The 16,430-nt window shown below is 51.3% G+C and carries 16 protein-coding genes; 7 read left to right on the top strand and 9 right to left on the bottom strand.

The window, feature by feature from the left end; genetic code table 11:
* Positions 1 to 7: 7 nt before the first annotated feature.
* From nadA to astE, 5 genes are all read right to left on the bottom strand, one after another.
* Complete coding sequence (gene nadA / locus ON072_RS13220) at positions 8 to 1,075, bottom strand: quinolinate synthase NadA (protein ID WP_071238161.1); 1,068 nt, start codon at positions 1,073 to 1,075, stop codon at positions 8 to 10.
* Between the two features lie 167 nt (positions 1,076 to 1,242).
* Complete coding sequence (locus ON072_RS13215) at positions 1,243 to 2,844, bottom strand: dihydrolipoyllysine-residue acetyltransferase (protein WP_144131003.1); 1,602 nt, start codon at positions 2,842 to 2,844, stop codon at positions 1,243 to 1,245.
* A 10-nt stretch (positions 2,845 to 2,854) separates the two neighbouring features.
* Entirely contained in the window at positions 2,855 to 3,832 is a 978-nt protein-coding gene (locus ON072_RS13210; RefSeq protein WP_123116332.1) for an alpha-ketoacid dehydrogenase subunit beta, read from the bottom strand.
* A gap of 2 nt (positions 3,833 to 3,834) precedes the next feature.
* Positions 3,835 to 5,013, bottom strand: coding sequence for a thiamine pyrophosphate-dependent dehydrogenase E1 component subunit alpha (locus ON072_RS13205; RefSeq protein WP_044734490.1), 1,179 nt, complete (start codon positions 5,011 to 5,013; stop codon positions 3,835 to 3,837).
* A 163-nt stretch (positions 5,014 to 5,176) separates the two neighbouring features.
* Entirely contained in the window at positions 5,177 to 6,214 is a 1,038-nt protein-coding gene (gene astE / locus ON072_RS13200; RefSeq protein WP_025010398.1) for a succinylglutamate desuccinylase, read from the bottom strand.
* A gap of 296 nt (positions 6,215 to 6,510) precedes the next feature.
* Between astE and msrA the strand changes: the two genes are divergently transcribed.
* Positions 6,511 to 6,990: a peptide-methionine (S)-S-oxide reductase MsrA gene (msrA, locus tag ON072_RS13195; RefSeq protein WP_025010399.1), complete on the top strand. Its 480-nt coding sequence runs from the start codon at positions 6,511 to 6,513 to the stop codon at positions 6,988 to 6,990.
* Positions 6,991 to 7,060: 70 nt separating this feature from the next.
* Here msrA and pgm read toward each other — a convergent pair whose 3' ends face one another.
* Positions 7,061 to 8,710, bottom strand: a complete 1,650-nt coding sequence (gene pgm, locus ON072_RS13190) for a phosphoglucomutase (alpha-D-glucose-1,6-bisphosphate-dependent) (RefSeq protein WP_144379730.1) — start codon at positions 8,708 to 8,710, stop codon at positions 7,061 to 7,063.
* A gap of 37 nt (positions 8,711 to 8,747) precedes the next feature.
* Positions 8,748 to 9,302 (bottom strand): replication initiation negative regulator SeqA, encoded by a 555-nt coding sequence (gene seqA / locus ON072_RS13185; protein WP_107004822.1) that lies wholly within the window; start codon positions 9,300 to 9,302, stop codon positions 8,748 to 8,750.
* 299 nt (positions 9,303 to 9,601) lie between these two features.
* On the opposite strand from seqA, the gene ON072_RS13180 reads away from it, so the two are divergent.
* From ON072_RS13180 to efp, 6 genes are all read left to right on the top strand, one after another.
* Complete coding sequence (locus ON072_RS13180) at positions 9,602 to 10,378, top strand: alpha/beta fold hydrolase (protein WP_144379732.1); 777 nt, start codon at positions 9,602 to 9,604, stop codon at positions 10,376 to 10,378.
* A 99-nt stretch (positions 10,379 to 10,477) separates the two neighbouring features.
* Positions 10,478 to 10,699 carry a DUF2788 domain-containing protein gene (locus ON072_RS13175; protein WP_025887393.1) on the top strand — a complete coding sequence of 74 codons (222 nt, stop codon included), beginning with the start codon at positions 10,478 to 10,480 and terminating at the stop codon, positions 10,697 to 10,699.
* 14 nt (positions 10,700 to 10,713) lie between these two features.
* Positions 10,714 to 10,983, top strand: a complete 270-nt coding sequence (ybfE, locus tag ON072_RS13170; protein WP_025010403.1) for a LexA regulated protein — start codon at positions 10,714 to 10,716, stop codon at positions 10,981 to 10,983.
* 54 nt (positions 10,984 to 11,037) lie between these two features.
* Positions 11,038 to 11,565 (top strand): flavodoxin FldA, encoded by a 528-nt coding sequence (fldA, locus tag ON072_RS13165; protein ID WP_025010404.1) that lies wholly within the window; start codon positions 11,038 to 11,040, stop codon positions 11,563 to 11,565.
* A 77-nt stretch (positions 11,566 to 11,642) separates the two neighbouring features.
* Entirely contained in the window at positions 11,643 to 12,839 is a 1,197-nt protein-coding gene (earP, locus tag ON072_RS13160; protein ID WP_144379733.1) for an elongation factor P maturation arginine rhamnosyltransferase EarP, read from the top strand.
* Between the two features lie 45 nt (positions 12,840 to 12,884).
* Positions 12,885 to 13,448 carry an elongation factor P gene (gene efp / locus ON072_RS13155; protein ID WP_025010405.1) on the top strand — a complete coding sequence of 188 codons (564 nt, stop codon included), beginning with the start codon at positions 12,885 to 12,887 and terminating at the stop codon, positions 13,446 to 13,448.
* Positions 13,449 to 13,517: 69 nt separating this feature from the next.
* Here efp and ON072_RS13150 read toward each other — a convergent pair whose 3' ends face one another.
* Positions 13,518 to 14,402 (bottom strand): hypothetical protein, encoded by an 885-nt coding sequence (locus ON072_RS13150; protein ID WP_144379734.1) that lies wholly within the window; start codon positions 14,400 to 14,402, stop codon positions 13,518 to 13,520.
* 246 nt (positions 14,403 to 14,648) lie between these two features.
* A complete protein-coding gene (locus ON072_RS13145; protein ID WP_044734497.1) occupies positions 14,649 to 16,031 on the bottom strand; it encodes a Na+/H+ antiporter NhaC family protein in 1,383 nt (460 codons plus the stop codon).
* Between the last annotated feature and the right edge of the window lie 399 nt (positions 16,032 to 16,430).

The following is a 16,430-nucleotide window of genomic DNA, read 5'->3' as shown; positions in this document are numbered from 1 at the left end:
GGGTTTATCAGGCGTTGCCTTTGACTTGCATGTTGAGGGTCTTGGCAAAATCCAGCATCCGGGTCAGAGGCACCAGAGCCCCTTGACGCAGCGCTTCATCGACAAAGATCTCGTGCTGGCTGTTGTCCTGGCTTTCCAGCGCACTGGCTATAGCCTTGAGGCCATTCATTGCCATCCAGGGGCAGTGAGCACAGCTGCGGCAAGTGGCGCCTTCACCGCCGGTTGGGGCTTCAATCAGGGTCTTGCCCGGTGCAGCCTGTTGCATCTTGTAGAAGATGCCTCTGTCAGTGGCCACGATAAAGGTATCATTGTCCATGGTCTGGGCAGCTTTGATCAACTGGCTGGTTGAACCTACTGCATCGGCCATTTCCACCACACTCGCCGGAGATTCAGGGTGGACCAGAATAGCGGCGTTCGGGTGCTGCGCCTTTAATTGACGCAATGCCCTGGCCTTGAATTCATCGTGAACGATACACTCGCCCTGCCACATCAACATCTCGGCACCGGTTTGCTTGGCAATATAACTGCCCAAGTGACGGTCTGGCCCCCAGATGATTTTTTTGCCTTCACTATCCAGGTGTTCAACGATTTCCAGCGCTATGCTGGAAGTCACCACCCAATCGGCCCGGGCTTTGACCGCAGCCGACGTGTTGGCATAGACCACAACAGTGTGATCCGGGTGCGCATCACAGAAGGCACTGAACTGCTCAATAGGACAGCCAACATCCAGAGAACAGGTGGCTTCCAGAGTCGGCATCAGAATGGTTTTTTCCGGGCTAAGGATCTTGGCGGTTTCCCCCATAAACTTAACCCCGGCAACGATGAGCTTCTTGGCAGGATGATCGCGACCAAAACGCGCCATTTCCAACGAGTCGGAAACGCAGCCACCGGTTTCCTCGGCCAGTGCCTGAATTTCAGGATCCGTATAGTAGTGGGCAACCAGAACCGCATTCTGCTCCTTGAGCAGTTGCTTGATCCTGGCTTTGTATTCGCTTTTTTCCTGTTCAGACAAGGGAACCGGTTTTGGCGGGAAAGGATATTGAATGTGTTCTATGCTTGGTGCTACCTGACTCATAACAGACCCAATGCGACTAATACTGTTGGCGATTATACGAAATCTGCCATCAAATCGTAACCACTTTGTGTTTGGGATCAAATAAAGCCATTGCCTTAAGAAGGCAAGAATAGTGATGCTCCCGAAGTACACCTAAAACAAGGCCCCGCATTGCAGGGCCTTTATGATTATCTCATCGCCAGCAGCATTTCCTGCGGCTGCTCGAGATACTGTTTCCACAGATTACAGAAGCGGGCAATAGTACCGCCATCTATTACTCTGTGGTCACCTGACCAACTGACCTGCATCAGTTTACGGGCTTCGACCTCACCCTTGGCATTGAAACGCGGCAGGGTTTGCACCTTACCCAAGGCCACAATCGCCACTTCGGGTTTATTGATGATAGGTGTCGCCACAGTGCCGCCCAGAGCGCCTATGTTGGAGATAGAGATGCTGCCATCTTTAAGATCGGTCGGTGCGACTCTACCCGAGCGCGCTGCCTGGGTCAGACGGGTAACTTCGGCGGCGACATCCAGAATCGACTTATCCTGCACATCCTTGACGTTGGGCACCAACAAGCCAACCTTGGAGTCAACGGCCATACCTATGTTATGACGGCCAAGATAGGTTAGCTCAGTGCAATCGGCGTTCACTCGGCTGTTGATCACCGGAAACTCGGTCAGCGCCAGCGACATGGCCTTCATAAAGAAAGGCATCATGGTCAGCTTAAGCTCGTCATTGGAGTACTTGGCCTTCATCGCTTCACGAAGGGCGATAAGCTCGGTCAAGTCCAGCTCTTCGCAGTAAGTAAAGTGCGGAATGCTGGAAACTGACTCCGTCATCATCCGCGCCATCACAGCGCGAACGCCCTTGATAGGCTCTACCCTGTCGTTTGCCGTTGCCGCTGTGCCGGTTTGCACTTGGCCCTGTGGCAAAGTTTGGGGTTGTGCCTGAGGAGTCGCCCCCTTGAGGAAACGCTCGATATCCTCTTTGTAGACCCGGCCGTTTTTACCACTGCCAGGCACTTTGGCGATATCGACATCCAGGCTGCGAGCCATACGTCTTACCGCTGGGCTCGCCAGCGCCTTACCTTGGGGCACCATACTGCTGCCAGCAGTTTGCGAACCGCTATGGGCTTGAGTCTGGGCTTGAGAGGCGGCAGAGGTTGAGCCAGATGATGCACTTGCTGCAGCGGTTTGAGCCACAGGTGCACTGGCGGATTCAGCGGCAACTTCAATGGCAAACAGTGGCTGATGCACTTGGGCCAACTGCCCCTTACGGTAGTGCAGCTTGACGATTTTACCGGCCTTCATCGCCGGGATTTGCACCAGTGCCTTGTCTGTCATTACATCGCAGATGGGTTGATCTTCAACCACAGTGTCGCCTTCTGCGACCAGCCACTCCACCAGTTCGCACTCGACTATGCCCTCGCCAATATCCGGCAGCATAAAGTCTTCCACCTGGCTACCGACACTAGCCGCAGCGTTAGTGCTAGGCGATGCAGCGGTATCGGCGCCGGCCACATTGGCTGCTGGCGCTTCACTGTCTACAGCGTCCACTTCCACGGCATACAAAGGCTCATGCACCTTGGCAATTTCACCCTTGGCGTAATAAAGCTTACTGATAACACCGGGGAAAGGCGCAGGAATTTGCACCAGTGCCTTGTCTGTCATCACATCACAAACGGGTTGATCTTCGGCGACGCTATCGCCCTCAGTCACCAACCATTCCACCAGTTCACACTCGACAACACCTTCGCCTATGTCGGGCAAAATAAAATCTTTAATCATCCTGGCTCTCCTAGAAATTCACCGAGGCCTTGATGGCTTCAAAGGTTTTAAGCGCATCCGGCATATATTCTTTTTCGTGGATCAATGGATATGGCGTATCCAGACCACAAACCCGGCTGATGGGCGACTCCAGGTACAGGAAACATTCCTGTTGGATGGTAGCGGCAATTTCACCGGCAAAACCACCGGTCAGCGGCGCTTCGTGGTTGATAAGCAATCTGCCGGTCTTTTTCACCGACTCGGCCACGGTTTCCACATCCCAAGGGGCGAGAGTACGAAGGTCGATGACTTCACAGTCAATACCTTCCTCTTTGGCCATATCGGCTGCTTTCTCTATGATTTCCATCTGCGCACCCCAGGCAAGCAGAGTAATATCTTTACCTTCACGAACCACTTCGGCTTTACCCAGCTCCAGTTGATAATCGCCTTCCGGCACATCGCCGACAGACGCGCGATACAGGCGCTTGGGCTCGAAGAAGACCACTGGGTTGTTATCGCGAATGGCGGCCAGCAGCAGACCCTTGGCTTGGTATGGGTTACGGGGAACCACCACCTTAAGACCGGGTGTTTGGGTAAAGTAGGCTTCCGGTGACTGGGAGTGATAATGACCGCCGGCAATGCCGCCGCCATAGGGGGTTCTGAAGGTCAGGCCGCCGACATCAAACTCGTTGCCGCTGCGGTATCTGAACTTGGCCGCTTCGTTGACGATTTGATCGAACGCCGGGAAGATGTAGTCGGCAAACTGGATTTCCGCTACCGGCGTCATACCGTTGGAAGCCAGGCCGTTGGCAAAGCCGGCAATCCCCTGCTCGGTGAGTGGAGTATTGAAGCAGCGCTCACGGCCAAACTTTTCCTGCAAACCGGAAGTTGCCCGGAACACACCGCCGAAATGGCCTACGTCTTCACCGAAAACCAGCATTTTTTCGTCGGCTTCCATCGCTATGGTCAGGGCATTATTGATGGCCTGTAACATATTCATCTGTGCCACGCTTATGATCTCCCTGCTGTTTTAGGATAGGCTTTCGGATACTTGGCAACGTGGGCCTTAAGCTCGGTTAATTGCTGCTTGAGCGCCGCTGTCGGCTGATCAAAAACGTCTTCTATGATGGCGTCTATGGCTGGTGCCGGAACCTTTTCGGCCACTTTTACCGCGGCCAGCACTTCCTCGCGATACTTCTCATACAGCTCGGTCTCGTCGCTTTCCTTGAGCCAGCCTTTGTTGATAAGCCACAACTTGAAGCGTTTCACAGGGTCGTGCTGTTGCCACTTGGCTTCTTCCTCTTTGGAGCGATAACCGGATGGGTCGTCGGAAGATGAGTGGGCACCCAGGCGGTAGGTCATGGCTTCAATCAGCACAGGCGCGTTGTTTTCAAGCGCGTAGGCTCTGGCTTGCTGAGTTGCGGCCAGAACCGCCAGCATATCGTTACCATCGACTCTGATGGTGTGCATGCCATAACCAACGCCGCGGCTGGCTATGCCGTTACCGGCGTACTGCTCTTCCGTAGGGGTTGAGATGGCGTAGCCGTTGTTGCGGCAGAAGAAGATGACCGGCGCTTTGTGAACTGCGGCCATATTAAGACCGGCATGGAAATCACCTTCAGAGGCGGCACCTTCACCGAAGTAACAGATAGCGACATTACGCTTGCCCTGCATCTTCAGCGAGTAACCTACGCCGGATGCCTGCGGGATCTGAGTCGCCAGCGGTGAAGAGATGGTTTGATAGTTGAGTTCACGGCTGCCGTAGTGAATAGGCATCTGCCGGCCTTTGCCCAGATCTTTCTCATTGCTGAACATCTGGTTCATAAACTGCTCAGTGGTAAAGCCGCGATAACGCAATGCGGCATGTTCGCGGTACTGGGCAAGGATCACATCCTTGTCATCCAGCGCGGCGGCACTACCGATAACGGCGGCTTCTTCACCGATACAGGTCATGTAAAAACTGATCCTTCCCTGACGCTGGGCGCCCAACATACGTTCGTCCAGGACACGGGTAAAGACACAGGTATCGAATATCTTGCGTGACAGGGCTTCATCTATGACGGGCAATACTGCCTCTTCATAGGTGGTGCCGTCGGCCTGAAGTATTTTGAGTACAGGGATATGCAGCGAGTCCTTGTTCAAAAAACTCACCCGATGCACCGTCTCATTCATATTTGTTGCGTTGCTCATAGTGTGCTCTTGTTATCTCTGGGTTTGTCCGGCTCGAAACCGGCCCTACCGATTTTTTCAGTACGCGCCTCGAACATTACGTTAACGTAAACTAGCAAGCAACTCCCGCCTTGGGTGCTTTGCCAACTAGCATGGGATCGGCGCGTATATATTGGTTTACAATTCAGGCCAATGGCACCTCTGTGGCCTGAACCAGGCAGATCACTGTACGTTGGCCAATGGGCACCTTGGCGTTGGGAAACACCACGGCTTCCGAGTCCTGCTCTACTCGAATATCCCGGCCCGCTTCCCGCGCCAGCACATATCCCTTGGGGAAAGCTGTGAAGTTTTCCACATCGCTGGCGAAGGTAAATTCAAAGTCGTCGGCCTGCTTATTGATGACCCTACAGACCTGATAGATATTGACCCGCTCAAGCGCCTGCTCCTCGAGTTCCAGCGATTGCTTGCAGATCAAACGGCTCAGCATCTCCCGGGTGGCGATAAAACGTGTCATATCGTTTTGTCCCATGGGGTAAACCTTGCCAAGTTCAATGGTAAAGGCGTCGGCGCCAAACTGATTTGACGAGAAATAGCTGAAAGTAGTTGTGGGTTCGTGATGCAGCAACACGGTATCGACTCCGGCCGCCTCCAGGAACATCAATTGTTCGCGGCTGTAAGCCTTACCCGGTCGATAGGGATAGATGGCAAACTTTTCATGCTTGGAGCCGCGAATGGCGGTGTGCAGATCGTAATGGATCCTCTGTCTCGCCCCTTGTGGTGCGTCTTCGAAGAAACGTGTGACATAAGTTTCCAGCTTCTTGGCGCGGATCCGCTCCGGGTTCACCAGCCCGGGGGGATTTGAATGCTCGCCACTGAACAGCCGGTTGAGGTTTTCATCGACAATACGGGTGCCACGGTTAATTGCCGCCGGGTTACCGAACATGAACAGTACTCGCTGCCCTACCCGTATTTCTTGCTTTAACAGCGACTTGATAATGCCATTACACAGTTCGATAGGTGCAGTTTCATTGCCGTGTACCCCGGATGACAGCACGATATCTTTATCACTCTGGTTGTCCAGAGGTTCAAACAGCAAGACTCCTGTGTCCCAAATCGCTATCCGGGTGTGGTCGCCAAGCGTGCCACTAATACTCTCCAATGAATTGGGGTTATTCAGAGTCAATGACAGGAAGTCAGGATTATCCTTCAGGGCTTGTAACACGAAATACTCCTTCTTATTGCCGATTTGGCTGTTGTTTCCATTAACGCTGTCTCCTGGGAACTTGTTGCAATGCGTTTGCTTGTTGAGACCAGCGCCAGAGAGCAAGGTTTCATAGTACCACAGCTTATTAAGTTGGCGATGTGACTAAAGCTATCCAATGCCAGGCTCGCGAACTGGTTTCAGATAGTTCTTATCTAACTAAGGAGCAAAAAAGCCACTCCGACAAATACACCACTTGCGCCGGAAAAACTTATCACGCATAATTTTGGCCATCTGGACATCTAGAGGTAAATTCAATGGCGGTAGCAACATTCGGTGGCGGTTGTTTTTGGGGGGTGGAGTATTTCTTTCGTCAAGTGCCCGGGGTATTAAACGCCACCAGTGGTTATATGGGCGGTGATGATAGAATCAACCGCTATGAAGAGGTAAAACAGGGAAACAGCGGCCATGCCGAAGTGGTTCAGGTGGAGTTCGATGAAGCCCAGGTTTCATTTACCGAGCTGCTGCAAGTTTTCTGGAGCAATCACAACCCCACCAGTCTCAATCGCCAAGGTGGTGATATCGGCACCCAGTATCGGAGCGTGATTTTTTTTCATAGCAAAGAGCAGAAGGAGCAGGCTGAGGCCTCAAAACTGGCGTTGGCTCGTAGTGGTAAGTGGGGTCAGCGGCACATAGTGACGGAAATTGTTCCAGTGAAACAGTTTCATCGTGCGGAAGAATATCATCAGGACTATATCCAGAAGAATAACCTGCCCAGTTGCCATCTTGAATATTGATCCCCGGAAATAAAAAAGCGCAACTGTGTTCACGGCTGCGCTTTTTTACTGAACTGGCAATCTCTTAAGCTCAGTTCGGCTTACCTTTTAGGGCGCTGGTTATCAGAGCTCTCGCCTGTTCCAGTATCTGCTGCAGATGCTGCTCGCTGACAAAGCTTTCGGCGTAAATTTTATAGAGTGCCTCAGTACCTGATGGTCTGGCGGCAAACCAGCCGTTGTCGGTTAGCACCTTAATACCGCCAATAGCACCATCATTGCCGGGGGCCTTGGTCAGTACCGCCTTAATCTTGTCTCCGGCCAAACTCTCTGCCCCCAGGGTATCTGCATTGAGGGTGGCAAAACGCGCCTTTTGCTTGGCATTGATGGGGCTGTCTATCCGTTTGTAGAAGCAATGACCGTGTATCGCAGCCAGTTCTGCATAACGCTCGGCTGGGTTTTTGCCGGTTACGGCGAGGATTTCAGCGGCCAGCAGCCCGAGAATAAAACCGTCTTTGTCCGTGCACCAGGTTGTGCCGTCACGTCGAAGGAAGGAGGCACCGGCACTTTCTTCGCCACCAAAGGCCAGGCTGGCTTCACTCAAACCACTGACAAACCACTTGAAACCAACCGGCACTTCACAAAGCTTGCGACCGTGTGAGGCAACTATCTTGTCTATCATGCCACTGGAAACCAAGGTCTTGCCGATTTGCAGCGTCTGCGGCCAATCGGGTCTGTGCTCCAGCAGGTAATCTATCGCCACCGCCAAAAAGTGGTTGGGGTCCATCAACCCTGTTTCTGGGCAGACTATCCCGTGTCTGTCGTAGTCGGGATCATTCCCAAGGCAGATATCGAACTCATCCATGTGCTTAAGCAGGCCTGCCATGGCAAAAGGCGATGAGCAGTCCATGCGGATTTTGCCGTCTTTATCCAGTGGCATAAAGCCGAAGCTGGGATCGACCCGGTCGTTGACCACGGTTATATTCACGCCATAACGGCGGGCAATATGTGGCCAGTAATGGATGCCTGAGCCGCCCAGAGGGTCGACACCTATGCGAACGCCGGCATCTTTGATGGCTTGCATATTTACTACAGAGGCGAGATCGGCAACATAGGGCTCTATAAGATCGGTTTCTTTGATGAGTCCGATACTGGCGGCTACGCCGTAGTTGAGTTTCCTGACCCCTTCCAGCTGCGCCTTGAGATAGTCATTGGCTCGCTGCTCAATCCAGGCAGTAATCTCACCTTCTGCCGGCCCACCATGGGGCGGATTGTACTTAATTCCACCATCCTGAGGTGGATTGTGAGACGGGGTAATAATAATGCCATCGCTGAGCTCGGCGGCATTTCGGTTTGCGCTAACTATGGCATGGGAAATGACAGGCGTAGGCGTAAAACCCTGGCTCTCTTGCACCACCAACTTCACATTGTTGGCCAGCAATACTTCGATGGCCGAAATATAAGCCGCTTCAGATAAGGCATGGGTGTCCATGCCAAGATAGAGTGAACCCTCAATCCCTTGGGATTGGCGGTAATCTACCACTGCCTGGGTAATGGCCCAGATATGGTTTTGATTGAAGCTGCCGCTTAAGGAACTGCCCCTGTGCCCCGAGGTGCCAAAGCTCACTTTCTGGGCCGGGTCATCACAGTTGGGGACAATTCGGTAATAATGGCTCATCAGCCGCGGAATATTAACCAGATCCTTCTGCATGGCCTTGTTACCGGCCCGCTCATGAATAGCCAAAATAGTGCTCCTTGATGGCGGATGTTGGAATACAGATTTATGCCTTAAGTGGCAGTGCCTTATCGGCAATCGCTTTGGCCTTGTCGCCGTCGCAGCCCATCTTTTCCAACACTTCAGACAAAATGGTGTGCTTCTTGGCAGTGTTGTTATTGGTGGTTACCCAAAAACCACTGCTGCCGACTTCTTTGGGGTTGGCCGATTTACTGGCCTTAAGCAAGGCTTCCTTCGAGGTAGCAAAATAGAGGCGATCACGCCCCTGAACCTGCAGTACCTGCTCAAATCCTTGCTGATCCTGGTTATAGAGACATTCGAGGGCAAACAGAAAACGTCCAACAGCCCCCTTTTGGGCTTCGATAGCCGCACTGGTAAACAGGTTGTCAAAGTCCAGGGTTGACTCGGCCTCGGGTAATGTATTGGGACGATAACCCTGCTCCATGCTTGGCTGGCTGAGTTCAACCGGTGCCTTGGGTTCAACGGCTGTCACATCCAAGCCCAGCAGTCGACGAAGAATATCCGATGCGCTTTCGCCTATCCTTTCGGTTTTCCCGGCAATAAAGCGATACAGTTCCTCATCCACCTCAATATATTTCATGGCCCGATTCCTTTAGTTTCAACTTGTTCTATGCAGCCGCCATGACATTGCCATCAAAGCACATCTGGGGCACGGCTGCGATTTGGCTCAAAGTATGCCATAACTCGCCAGCGGTGGAAGGCTCAATCCATCAAAATGCGAGAATAGAGTTACAAACCTATGACTTGCACAGCCAATTTGTTGAAAAAGCAGTCAAAGCCAGTGTTAAATCCGCATCCATCCTTGTCAAATACTGACCTTTGTCGCAGAATTTGCCCCCTGCTGAAATACTGGCAACAAACTCACTGTGAGGGGACTGTATGCACTTTGTTTCGACCGGAAGCGGTAGTCCGGCGTTGCTGATCCATGGCTTATTCGGTGATTTGGATAATCTCAAATCACTCGGGGCTCTGCTTGAGCAAAATCATCGGGTAATAAGGATAGACTGCCCCAATCATGGTCAGAGCGAACATTGGCCGCAAATGGACTATCCTGGGCTTGCAAAAGCGCTTGTGTCCCTGCTTGATGAACTGGCTATAGGCAAGGTGCATCTGGTGGGCCATTCCATGGGCGGTAAGATTGCCATGGCAACCGCGCTGGCTTATCCGCAGCGGGTACAATCCCTGACCGCCGCCGATATTGCGCCTGTGGCCTACACGCCGAGACATGAAAAAGTGTTTGCCGGCCTAAACAGCATGCCTTTGGATATTAAAGACAGACGTCAGGCGCTGGCACATCTTTTGAATCATGAGATCGATGAGGCGACGGCGCAGTTTTTGCTCAAGAGCCTGCGTCGCAGCGAATCCGGCTTTGAGTGGAAGATGAATCTGCCGGGGCTGATTGAAAGTTATCCGGCTATCATAGGTTGGCATAATGGCCCTGAGCGCTGCGGTGGCCAACTTAGCTATCAAGGGCCCACCTTGATGATCCGGGGCAGCGAGTCAAACTATGTGACCGCCGCTTACAAAGAAGAGATTGTGGCTCAGTTTCCTAAGGTCAAAGCCAAGACCCTGGAGGGATGTGGGCATTGGCTACACGCCCAGAAACCGGCGATATTCAACCGTATAGTGTCCGACTTCATTGACAGTAACGATTAATATCCAAGCCCTTGCTGAGGGTAAATGCGGTAGCAGCCCCTGAACCAATATGCTATATTCGCGCCTCTTTTTGGCTAGGGAACACCGGGAGGCTGCAGCGTGTTGAACCAGTATATGCAACAGATAGAAGCCGTTGGACTGGATCTGTTTTTCGCAGCAATTTTCTTTTTTATCGGTATGGCCATCAGGGATGTACTCAATCAGGGTAACGTACCCAAGTTTGGTCGCTTCATTGTTTGGTTGGTACTCTTCCTTGGCTGTGCAGGCTTTGTCGCCAAGGGGATAATTCAAATGACCTGGGAAGGCTCAGGTATAGGTTAAACATCAGATTTCAAATGGCAAAAGAAGCAACAGATAGAACAACCATAGACCTTTTTGCCACTGAAAAGCGCCGCGGACGGCCCAGAAGCAATCCTCTGCCCCGCGAGCAGCAGCTCAAGGTGAATAAACGTAACCAGATCATGCGGGATCGGGCGAAGGGTCTGAAACGAATAGAGTTAAAAGTGTCACAAGATTTATATGACGCCTTGAATGAGAAGGCTTTGGCCAGTAACATCAGCCGCAGCCAGTTAATAGAATTGATCCTTCAGGAGCAGCTAGGTTAGCCCCTGTCAGGAAAGATCGAAGTAAATAGCGAACTAGACATTAAAGGAAAGACAATGGCAACTGTAGGTCTTTTTTTCGGTAGCGATACAGGTAACACCGAAGCTGTAGCCAAGATGATCCAGAAGAAACTGGGCAAGAAGATGGTTGAGGTGAAGGATATCGCCAAGAGCACCAAAGAGCAGATCGCCGAATACGACCTGCTGATCTTCGGGATCCCAACCTGGTACTATGGTGAAGCTCAATGTGACTGGGATGACTTCTTCCCTGAGCTGGAGCAGATTGATTTTACCGATAAGCTGGTGGCCATTTTCGGTTGCGGCGATCAGGAAGACTATGCCGAGTACTTCCTCGATGCCATGGGTATGGTCCGAGATATCGTTGAAGAGCGCGGCGCAATAGTCATTGGCCATTGGCCGACTGACAGCTACAACTTCGAAGCCTCTAAAGGGCTGGTTGACGACAAGCATTTTGTTGGTCTGGGTATAGATGAAGACCGCCAGCCCGAATTGACCGAAGAGCGTGTCGACGCCTGGGTTAAACAGATTTACGAAGAGATGTGTCTGGCCGAGCTGGAAGACTGATATTCGCTCCGCGGTAACTCTCCGGCGGCCTATATGGCCGCCTTTTTATTGGCTATTACTCAGGAAACAGAAACAAGATGCAAGCCGATAATCTGCGTCATTGGGATATCTTCTGTACTGTGGTGGACAACTATGGCGACATAGGCGTTACCTGGCGCCTGGCGCGGCAGCTGGCCTGCGAATATGGCATTAAGGTACGTTTGTGGGTCGATGACCTCAACAGCTTCGCGCACATTTTACCCGAGTTAAACCCGGCCCTTGTCAGTCAACACTTTGGTGCTGTTGAAGTCATCCATTGGCTGTCTCCCCTACCCCGAGCCTGGCAACCGGGCGAAGTATTGATAGAAGCCTTTGCCTGCGACTTGCCCTCGGAAGTGCTGACAAGCCTGCCTGAGCTTGCCAAGGCACCGAAATGGATAAATCTGGATTATCTCAGCGCCGAGAGCTGGATAGATGATTGCCACGGTCTCAGTTCGCCGGCGCTCAAAGGGGTCAAGAAGACCTTTTTCTTCCCGGGCTTTACCCCAAAGTCAGGCGGACTCATCTGCGAGCAGTCTCTGTTTAGCGAGCGTGATGCCTGGCAAGCAAAGCCTGAGCACGCCATGGCACACTTGGCAAAGATGGGGCTTAGTGATATTGGCACTGATGATTACCTCATCAGCCTGTTCAGCTACGAGACCCAAGCCTTGCCGGCGTTGCTGGAACTTTGGCAGCAAAGTGAGCGGCGGGTACAACTGTTAGTCCCCAAGGGGCGCAGCTTAGGTTGTATCGCGCCTTTACTTGAGCAATTTAACCAGGATTCAGGACCCAAATTCGACTGGCAAGATCCTGCCAGTTGGCAAGCAGGCCAGAGTTTCAGTCGCGGCGCACTCAAGGTGCAAATCCTGCCGATGACAGATCAAGATGGCTATGATCGGCTGTTGTGGAGTTGCGATTTCAACATAGTTCGCGGGGAAGACTCTTTTTTAAGGGCTCAGTGGGCCGCCAAACCTTTTATCTGGCATATCTATCAGCAGGAAGAACAAGCACATCTGGTAAAATTGGATGCTTTTATGGCACGATACTGCCATAATCTGCCTCCCCTTGTCGCCCAAACCTGGCGAACGCTGAATACCGCGTTCAACTGCGACCAGGGAGCCCAAGCCAGCCAAAGCTGGCTGGCACTGAATTCTGCCATGCCGACATTGATGCAACACGCAAAAAAATGGCCGGCTGAAGCAATAAATGAAGCAGATCTGGCAAACAGGCTAGTGCTAATGGCCAAAACCCGCTAAGATTCTGCGCTGAATTGAAAAACCGCTTATATAGGAACATACGTAATGAAGACTGCTCAGGAAGTCCGCGCAGGTAACGTTATCATGGTTGACGGCAACCCTATGGTTGTACTCAAGACCGAGTTCAACAAATCCGGCCGTAACGCTGCTGTGGTAAAGATGAAGCTGAAGAACCTGCTGCAAGGTTCCGGCACTGAAACTGTATTCAAGGCTGACGACAAGCTGGAAGATATTCAGCTCGAGCGCCTGGAGTGCACCTACTCTTACTTTGCTGATCCTATGTATGTCTTTATGGACTCAGACTTCAACCAGTATGACGTTGAAGCCGAAAACATGGGTGATGCCATCAACTACATAGTTGATGGAATGGAAGAGATCTGTCAGGTCACTTTCTACGAAGGCAAAGCCATCTCTGTAGAACTGCCTACCACTATCATTCGCGAAGTAGGTTACACTGAACCTGCCGCCCGTGGTGATACCTCAGGTAAGGTAATGAAGCCTGCTTCTATCGTAGGTACAGATCTGAAGGTGATGGTTGCCGACTTCGTTAAAGAAGGCGACAAGATTGAAATCGATACCCGCACCGGTGAATTCAAGAAGCGCGTTTAATTAAATCGCCCTCCTTTGTAAAAGCCAGCATCGTTGCTGGCTTTTTTGTACCGTAAAAAACACATCTTGTTATTGGTTTGTCAGTCGTAAACGGGTATTGAGCATTAACTTCTCATTCGATAAGGCAGGGTAAGCTGCTTCATAGGGGGAGCCTCCCGGATAATAGTCCCGCAAAGCGAGCGCCTCATCAGACAAAGAGGTAAAGCATATACCGGGTTTCTCAGCTAGCTCCGTAATATAATCAGGACCGATTACATACACAGAGTAGTCGAGTTTGATATCACTCTCATCCTTCTCCGTTAACTCTTCATTTGAACAGTCTTTCAACCTGCCTCTTATTCGGTTCAGCTCGTTCCTTATCTCTGCAGCCTCTATCTCCACTTGGTAGACGAGTGAACTTTCCGACTGGCACTGGAGTGCCATGCGGGATGAGAAGAGTACATTTTCATAAAGGGAAGCCCCTTGAGTCTGGCTATTGGTATCCACAAAGACAATTATCTTAATGTTGTGGTCTTCAATTAAGGGATCGCGTTTAAAAACGATCTCCGCGTTTAAGGAGATGAGCTGACCTGCAGTATCCTGGTTTTGAGTAACATTAAAATGTTCAATCAAAGGGGGTTGACCATAATCTTGCCGCTGTTTGGCGCGAAAAACCTTAAGTGCCGCACTTCGTTTGGCACTGTGTTTTCCATCCATCCGGGTGATCATTAAGATACCGGCAAAAATAAGCAAAATAACCAGTACCAAGCCTGCAATAGCACTTATCACACCTGAGCCTGAAGCATCGGGAAGTATAGTTTTGAAAATTGCAGAGCAGCCCCAGACAATTAGCCAAAGAACGCTGATAAAAGCCATAGCCTGGCGAGGTGATGGGGTAAACCAACGGCTCTTGTTACTGCTTAGAGGTGTTATGAGTAATAACAGTAGTGCAGTAATGGCAAAGAATATATGCATGCAGCTCTGTCCTTAAGTCTTGTGGTACTCACTTACAAACACCATAGAAGGCAAATTCCCTGTATCGTTATTCACAATACTGCCGAGAAGCGTTTGATATGTCGAGCTATTGAACCTTTTGCATCCGCTTTTATTGATGGCTTCTTGCGGCAACCGTTGAAAAAAATCCCCGCGGATAACCTTGGGGATTTTTGTTGGTAGGCTCAGGCTTTGAAACAGCCGTCATTCAACTAATCATGCGACTAATCATGCGACTATGATAAAGCCAATAAAGGTAAGTACTGCTGCTATCAAGGCATAGGGTAACTGGGTCACCGCATGGCTTACCAGGTTACAGCCCGACCCTTGCGCCGCCAGAACGGTGGAGTCCGAGTAGAAGCAAGCCTGGCTACCAAAAGATGAAGCCGACAGCAAGGCACCTATCACCAGCGGTATATCAGCCCCCACAGATTGAGCCAGCGGCATTACAATAGGAATGGTCACCGCAAAAATCCCCCAGCTGGACCCGGTGGCAAAGGCCAGAATTGCCATGGCCACAAACACCACTGCAGGCAAGAGTTTTGGCGTCATAAAGGGACTCAGGGACTCAATCACATATTGAGGCAGCAACAGTTGGTCGCAAACATCCTTAAACACAAAGGCGGCGATAACCGTGCCTATGGCCGGCAGCATGCTCTTGAAGCCATCTATCATCTGATCCATCATCTCGGACAAGGGCATCAAACGCTGCACCGCGTAATATGGCAGGGTAATCACCAGTGTTGCCAACAAGCCTTTCCAGACATCGATATCAAAGTAAACGGTAAAACCAACCAACAGCAAAATTGGCACCAGGAAGTTATGCAGCTTACCTTGCTTGTCGGCCTGCTCAAACTCCTCCTCCATGGCGCGCACGGCATATTCATCTGAAGTCTGAACTTCATCCAGATCTATCTGCTCTTTGGCCGGATTGCCGGCCGCCGCCGCGAGCTGCGCCTTTTTCATTGGTCCTATGGCCGGTACTATGCCAAGGATGACCAGCAGCACCATGGCAACCGCCAACCAGGCGTAAAACATATAAGGGATCGCCTGCATATAAATTTGGATCCCCTCGCCTTCGGCGGCCACACCGTTGTTGACCAGAAGTCCGCCGAAAAACACCGCCCAGGTGGATAGCGGCACCAACACACATACCGGCGCTGCGGTGGAGTCAACCACATAGGCCAGCATCTCTCGGGAAATCTTGAACCTGTCTGTAACCCGTTTCATGGTTTCGCCGACTGTGAGTGCATTCAGGTAATCATCAATAAAGATCACCAGGCCTAGCACAAAGGTCATCAGCAGAGATGAGCGTGGCCCTTTGGCGAGTTTGAGCGCTTTACGGCCAAAGGCCAAGGCGCCACCTGTGCGCACCAATAAGGCTATCAGGGCACCGAAACTGCCACACACCAGGATTAACCAACCTATGGTCTCATCGGCCATCACCTTGAGAGAGATATCGGCAAAGCTGTTCAGCACCTGACTGGGGTCAAGAAGCAATAGCCCGCTGACGGCACCTATGATTAAGGCCAGGATGGGACGACGCAGCCAAATGGCCAGCACCAATACAACTATGGGGGGAACAAGACTTAACGCTGTCGGCTCAGACATGCACTTAGGTCCTCAAAAAGATGGCCTTGCGGCCCTATAAAGTCATGTGGGGCGTTGAAGACACCACCAAAACAACTGCTTTATTTACGGCTTTCCGCCAGACGGACAGTAACAACTGGTCGCTTTTGTTGGAGCCTTGCTAAAAACATCGCGCAGAAAATAATGCGCAACTGGATATGAGTCAACCATAAATTGAGTCAGTCAGAGCAAATTTTGACCTTGCGGGCGATTCCAAAAAAAACATCATATGATTCAAAGGGTTTCACATGTCATTTTTATGCTTTTTTGCATGCATTTGCATATAAGCATTCAGTTAAACTGCCTTTTTATTTCAAAGAAGGTTAAAGGAAGGTGCGAATAAGTCCTCGTGGCACTCTGGCTTGCACAGCAATTGGCGTT

Origin of the sequence: Shewanella sp. K8, assembly GCF_028823715.1 — a bacterium.
GTDB classification, from domain to species: Bacteria; Pseudomonadota; Gammaproteobacteria; order Enterobacterales; family Shewanellaceae; genus Shewanella; species Shewanella algae.
Note: the sequence above shows the minus strand (reverse complement) of the source record. Positions and strands in the feature narration are given on the sequence as shown.

Bases quoted from the DNA above. Each gene is read 5' to 3' on its own strand.
- seqA (WP_107004822.1), bottom strand. From the start codon at position 9,302: ATGAAATATATTGAGGTGGATGAGGAACTGTATCGCTTTATTGCCGGG.
- ON072_RS13205 (WP_044734490.1), bottom strand. From the start codon at position 5,013: ATGAGCAACGCAACAAATATGAATGAGACGGTGCATCGGGTGAGTTTT.
- ybfE (WP_025010403.1), top strand. From the start codon at position 10,714: ATGGCAAAAGAAGCAACAGATAGAACAACCATAGACCTTTTTGCCACT.
- msrA (WP_025010399.1), top strand. From the start codon at position 6,511: ATGGCGGTAGCAACATTCGGTGGCGGTTGTTTTTGGGGGGTGGAGTAT.
- efp (WP_025010405.1), top strand. From the start codon at position 12,885: ATGAAGACTGCTCAGGAAGTCCGCGCAGGTAACGTTATCATGGTTGAC.
- ON072_RS13145 (WP_044734497.1), bottom strand. From the start codon at position 16,031: ATGTCTGAGCCGACAGCGTTAAGTCTTGTTCCCCCCATAGTTGTATTG.
- ON072_RS13215 (WP_144131003.1), bottom strand. From the start codon at position 2,844: ATGATTAAAGATTTTATTTTGCCCGACATAGGCGAAGGTGTTGTCGAG.
- ON072_RS13150 (WP_144379734.1), bottom strand. From the start codon at position 14,402: ATGCATATATTCTTTGCCATTACTGCACTACTGTTATTACTCATAACA.
- earP (WP_144379733.1), top strand. From the start codon at position 11,643: ATGCAAGCCGATAATCTGCGTCATTGGGATATCTTCTGTACTGTGGTG.
- fldA (WP_025010404.1), top strand. From the start codon at position 11,038: ATGGCAACTGTAGGTCTTTTTTTCGGTAGCGATACAGGTAACACCGAA.
- ON072_RS13180 (WP_144379732.1), top strand. From the start codon at position 9,602: ATGCACTTTGTTTCGACCGGAAGCGGTAGTCCGGCGTTGCTGATCCAT.
- nadA (WP_071238161.1), bottom strand. From the start codon at position 1,075: ATGAGTCAGGTAGCACCAAGCATAGAACACATTCAATATCCTTTCCCG.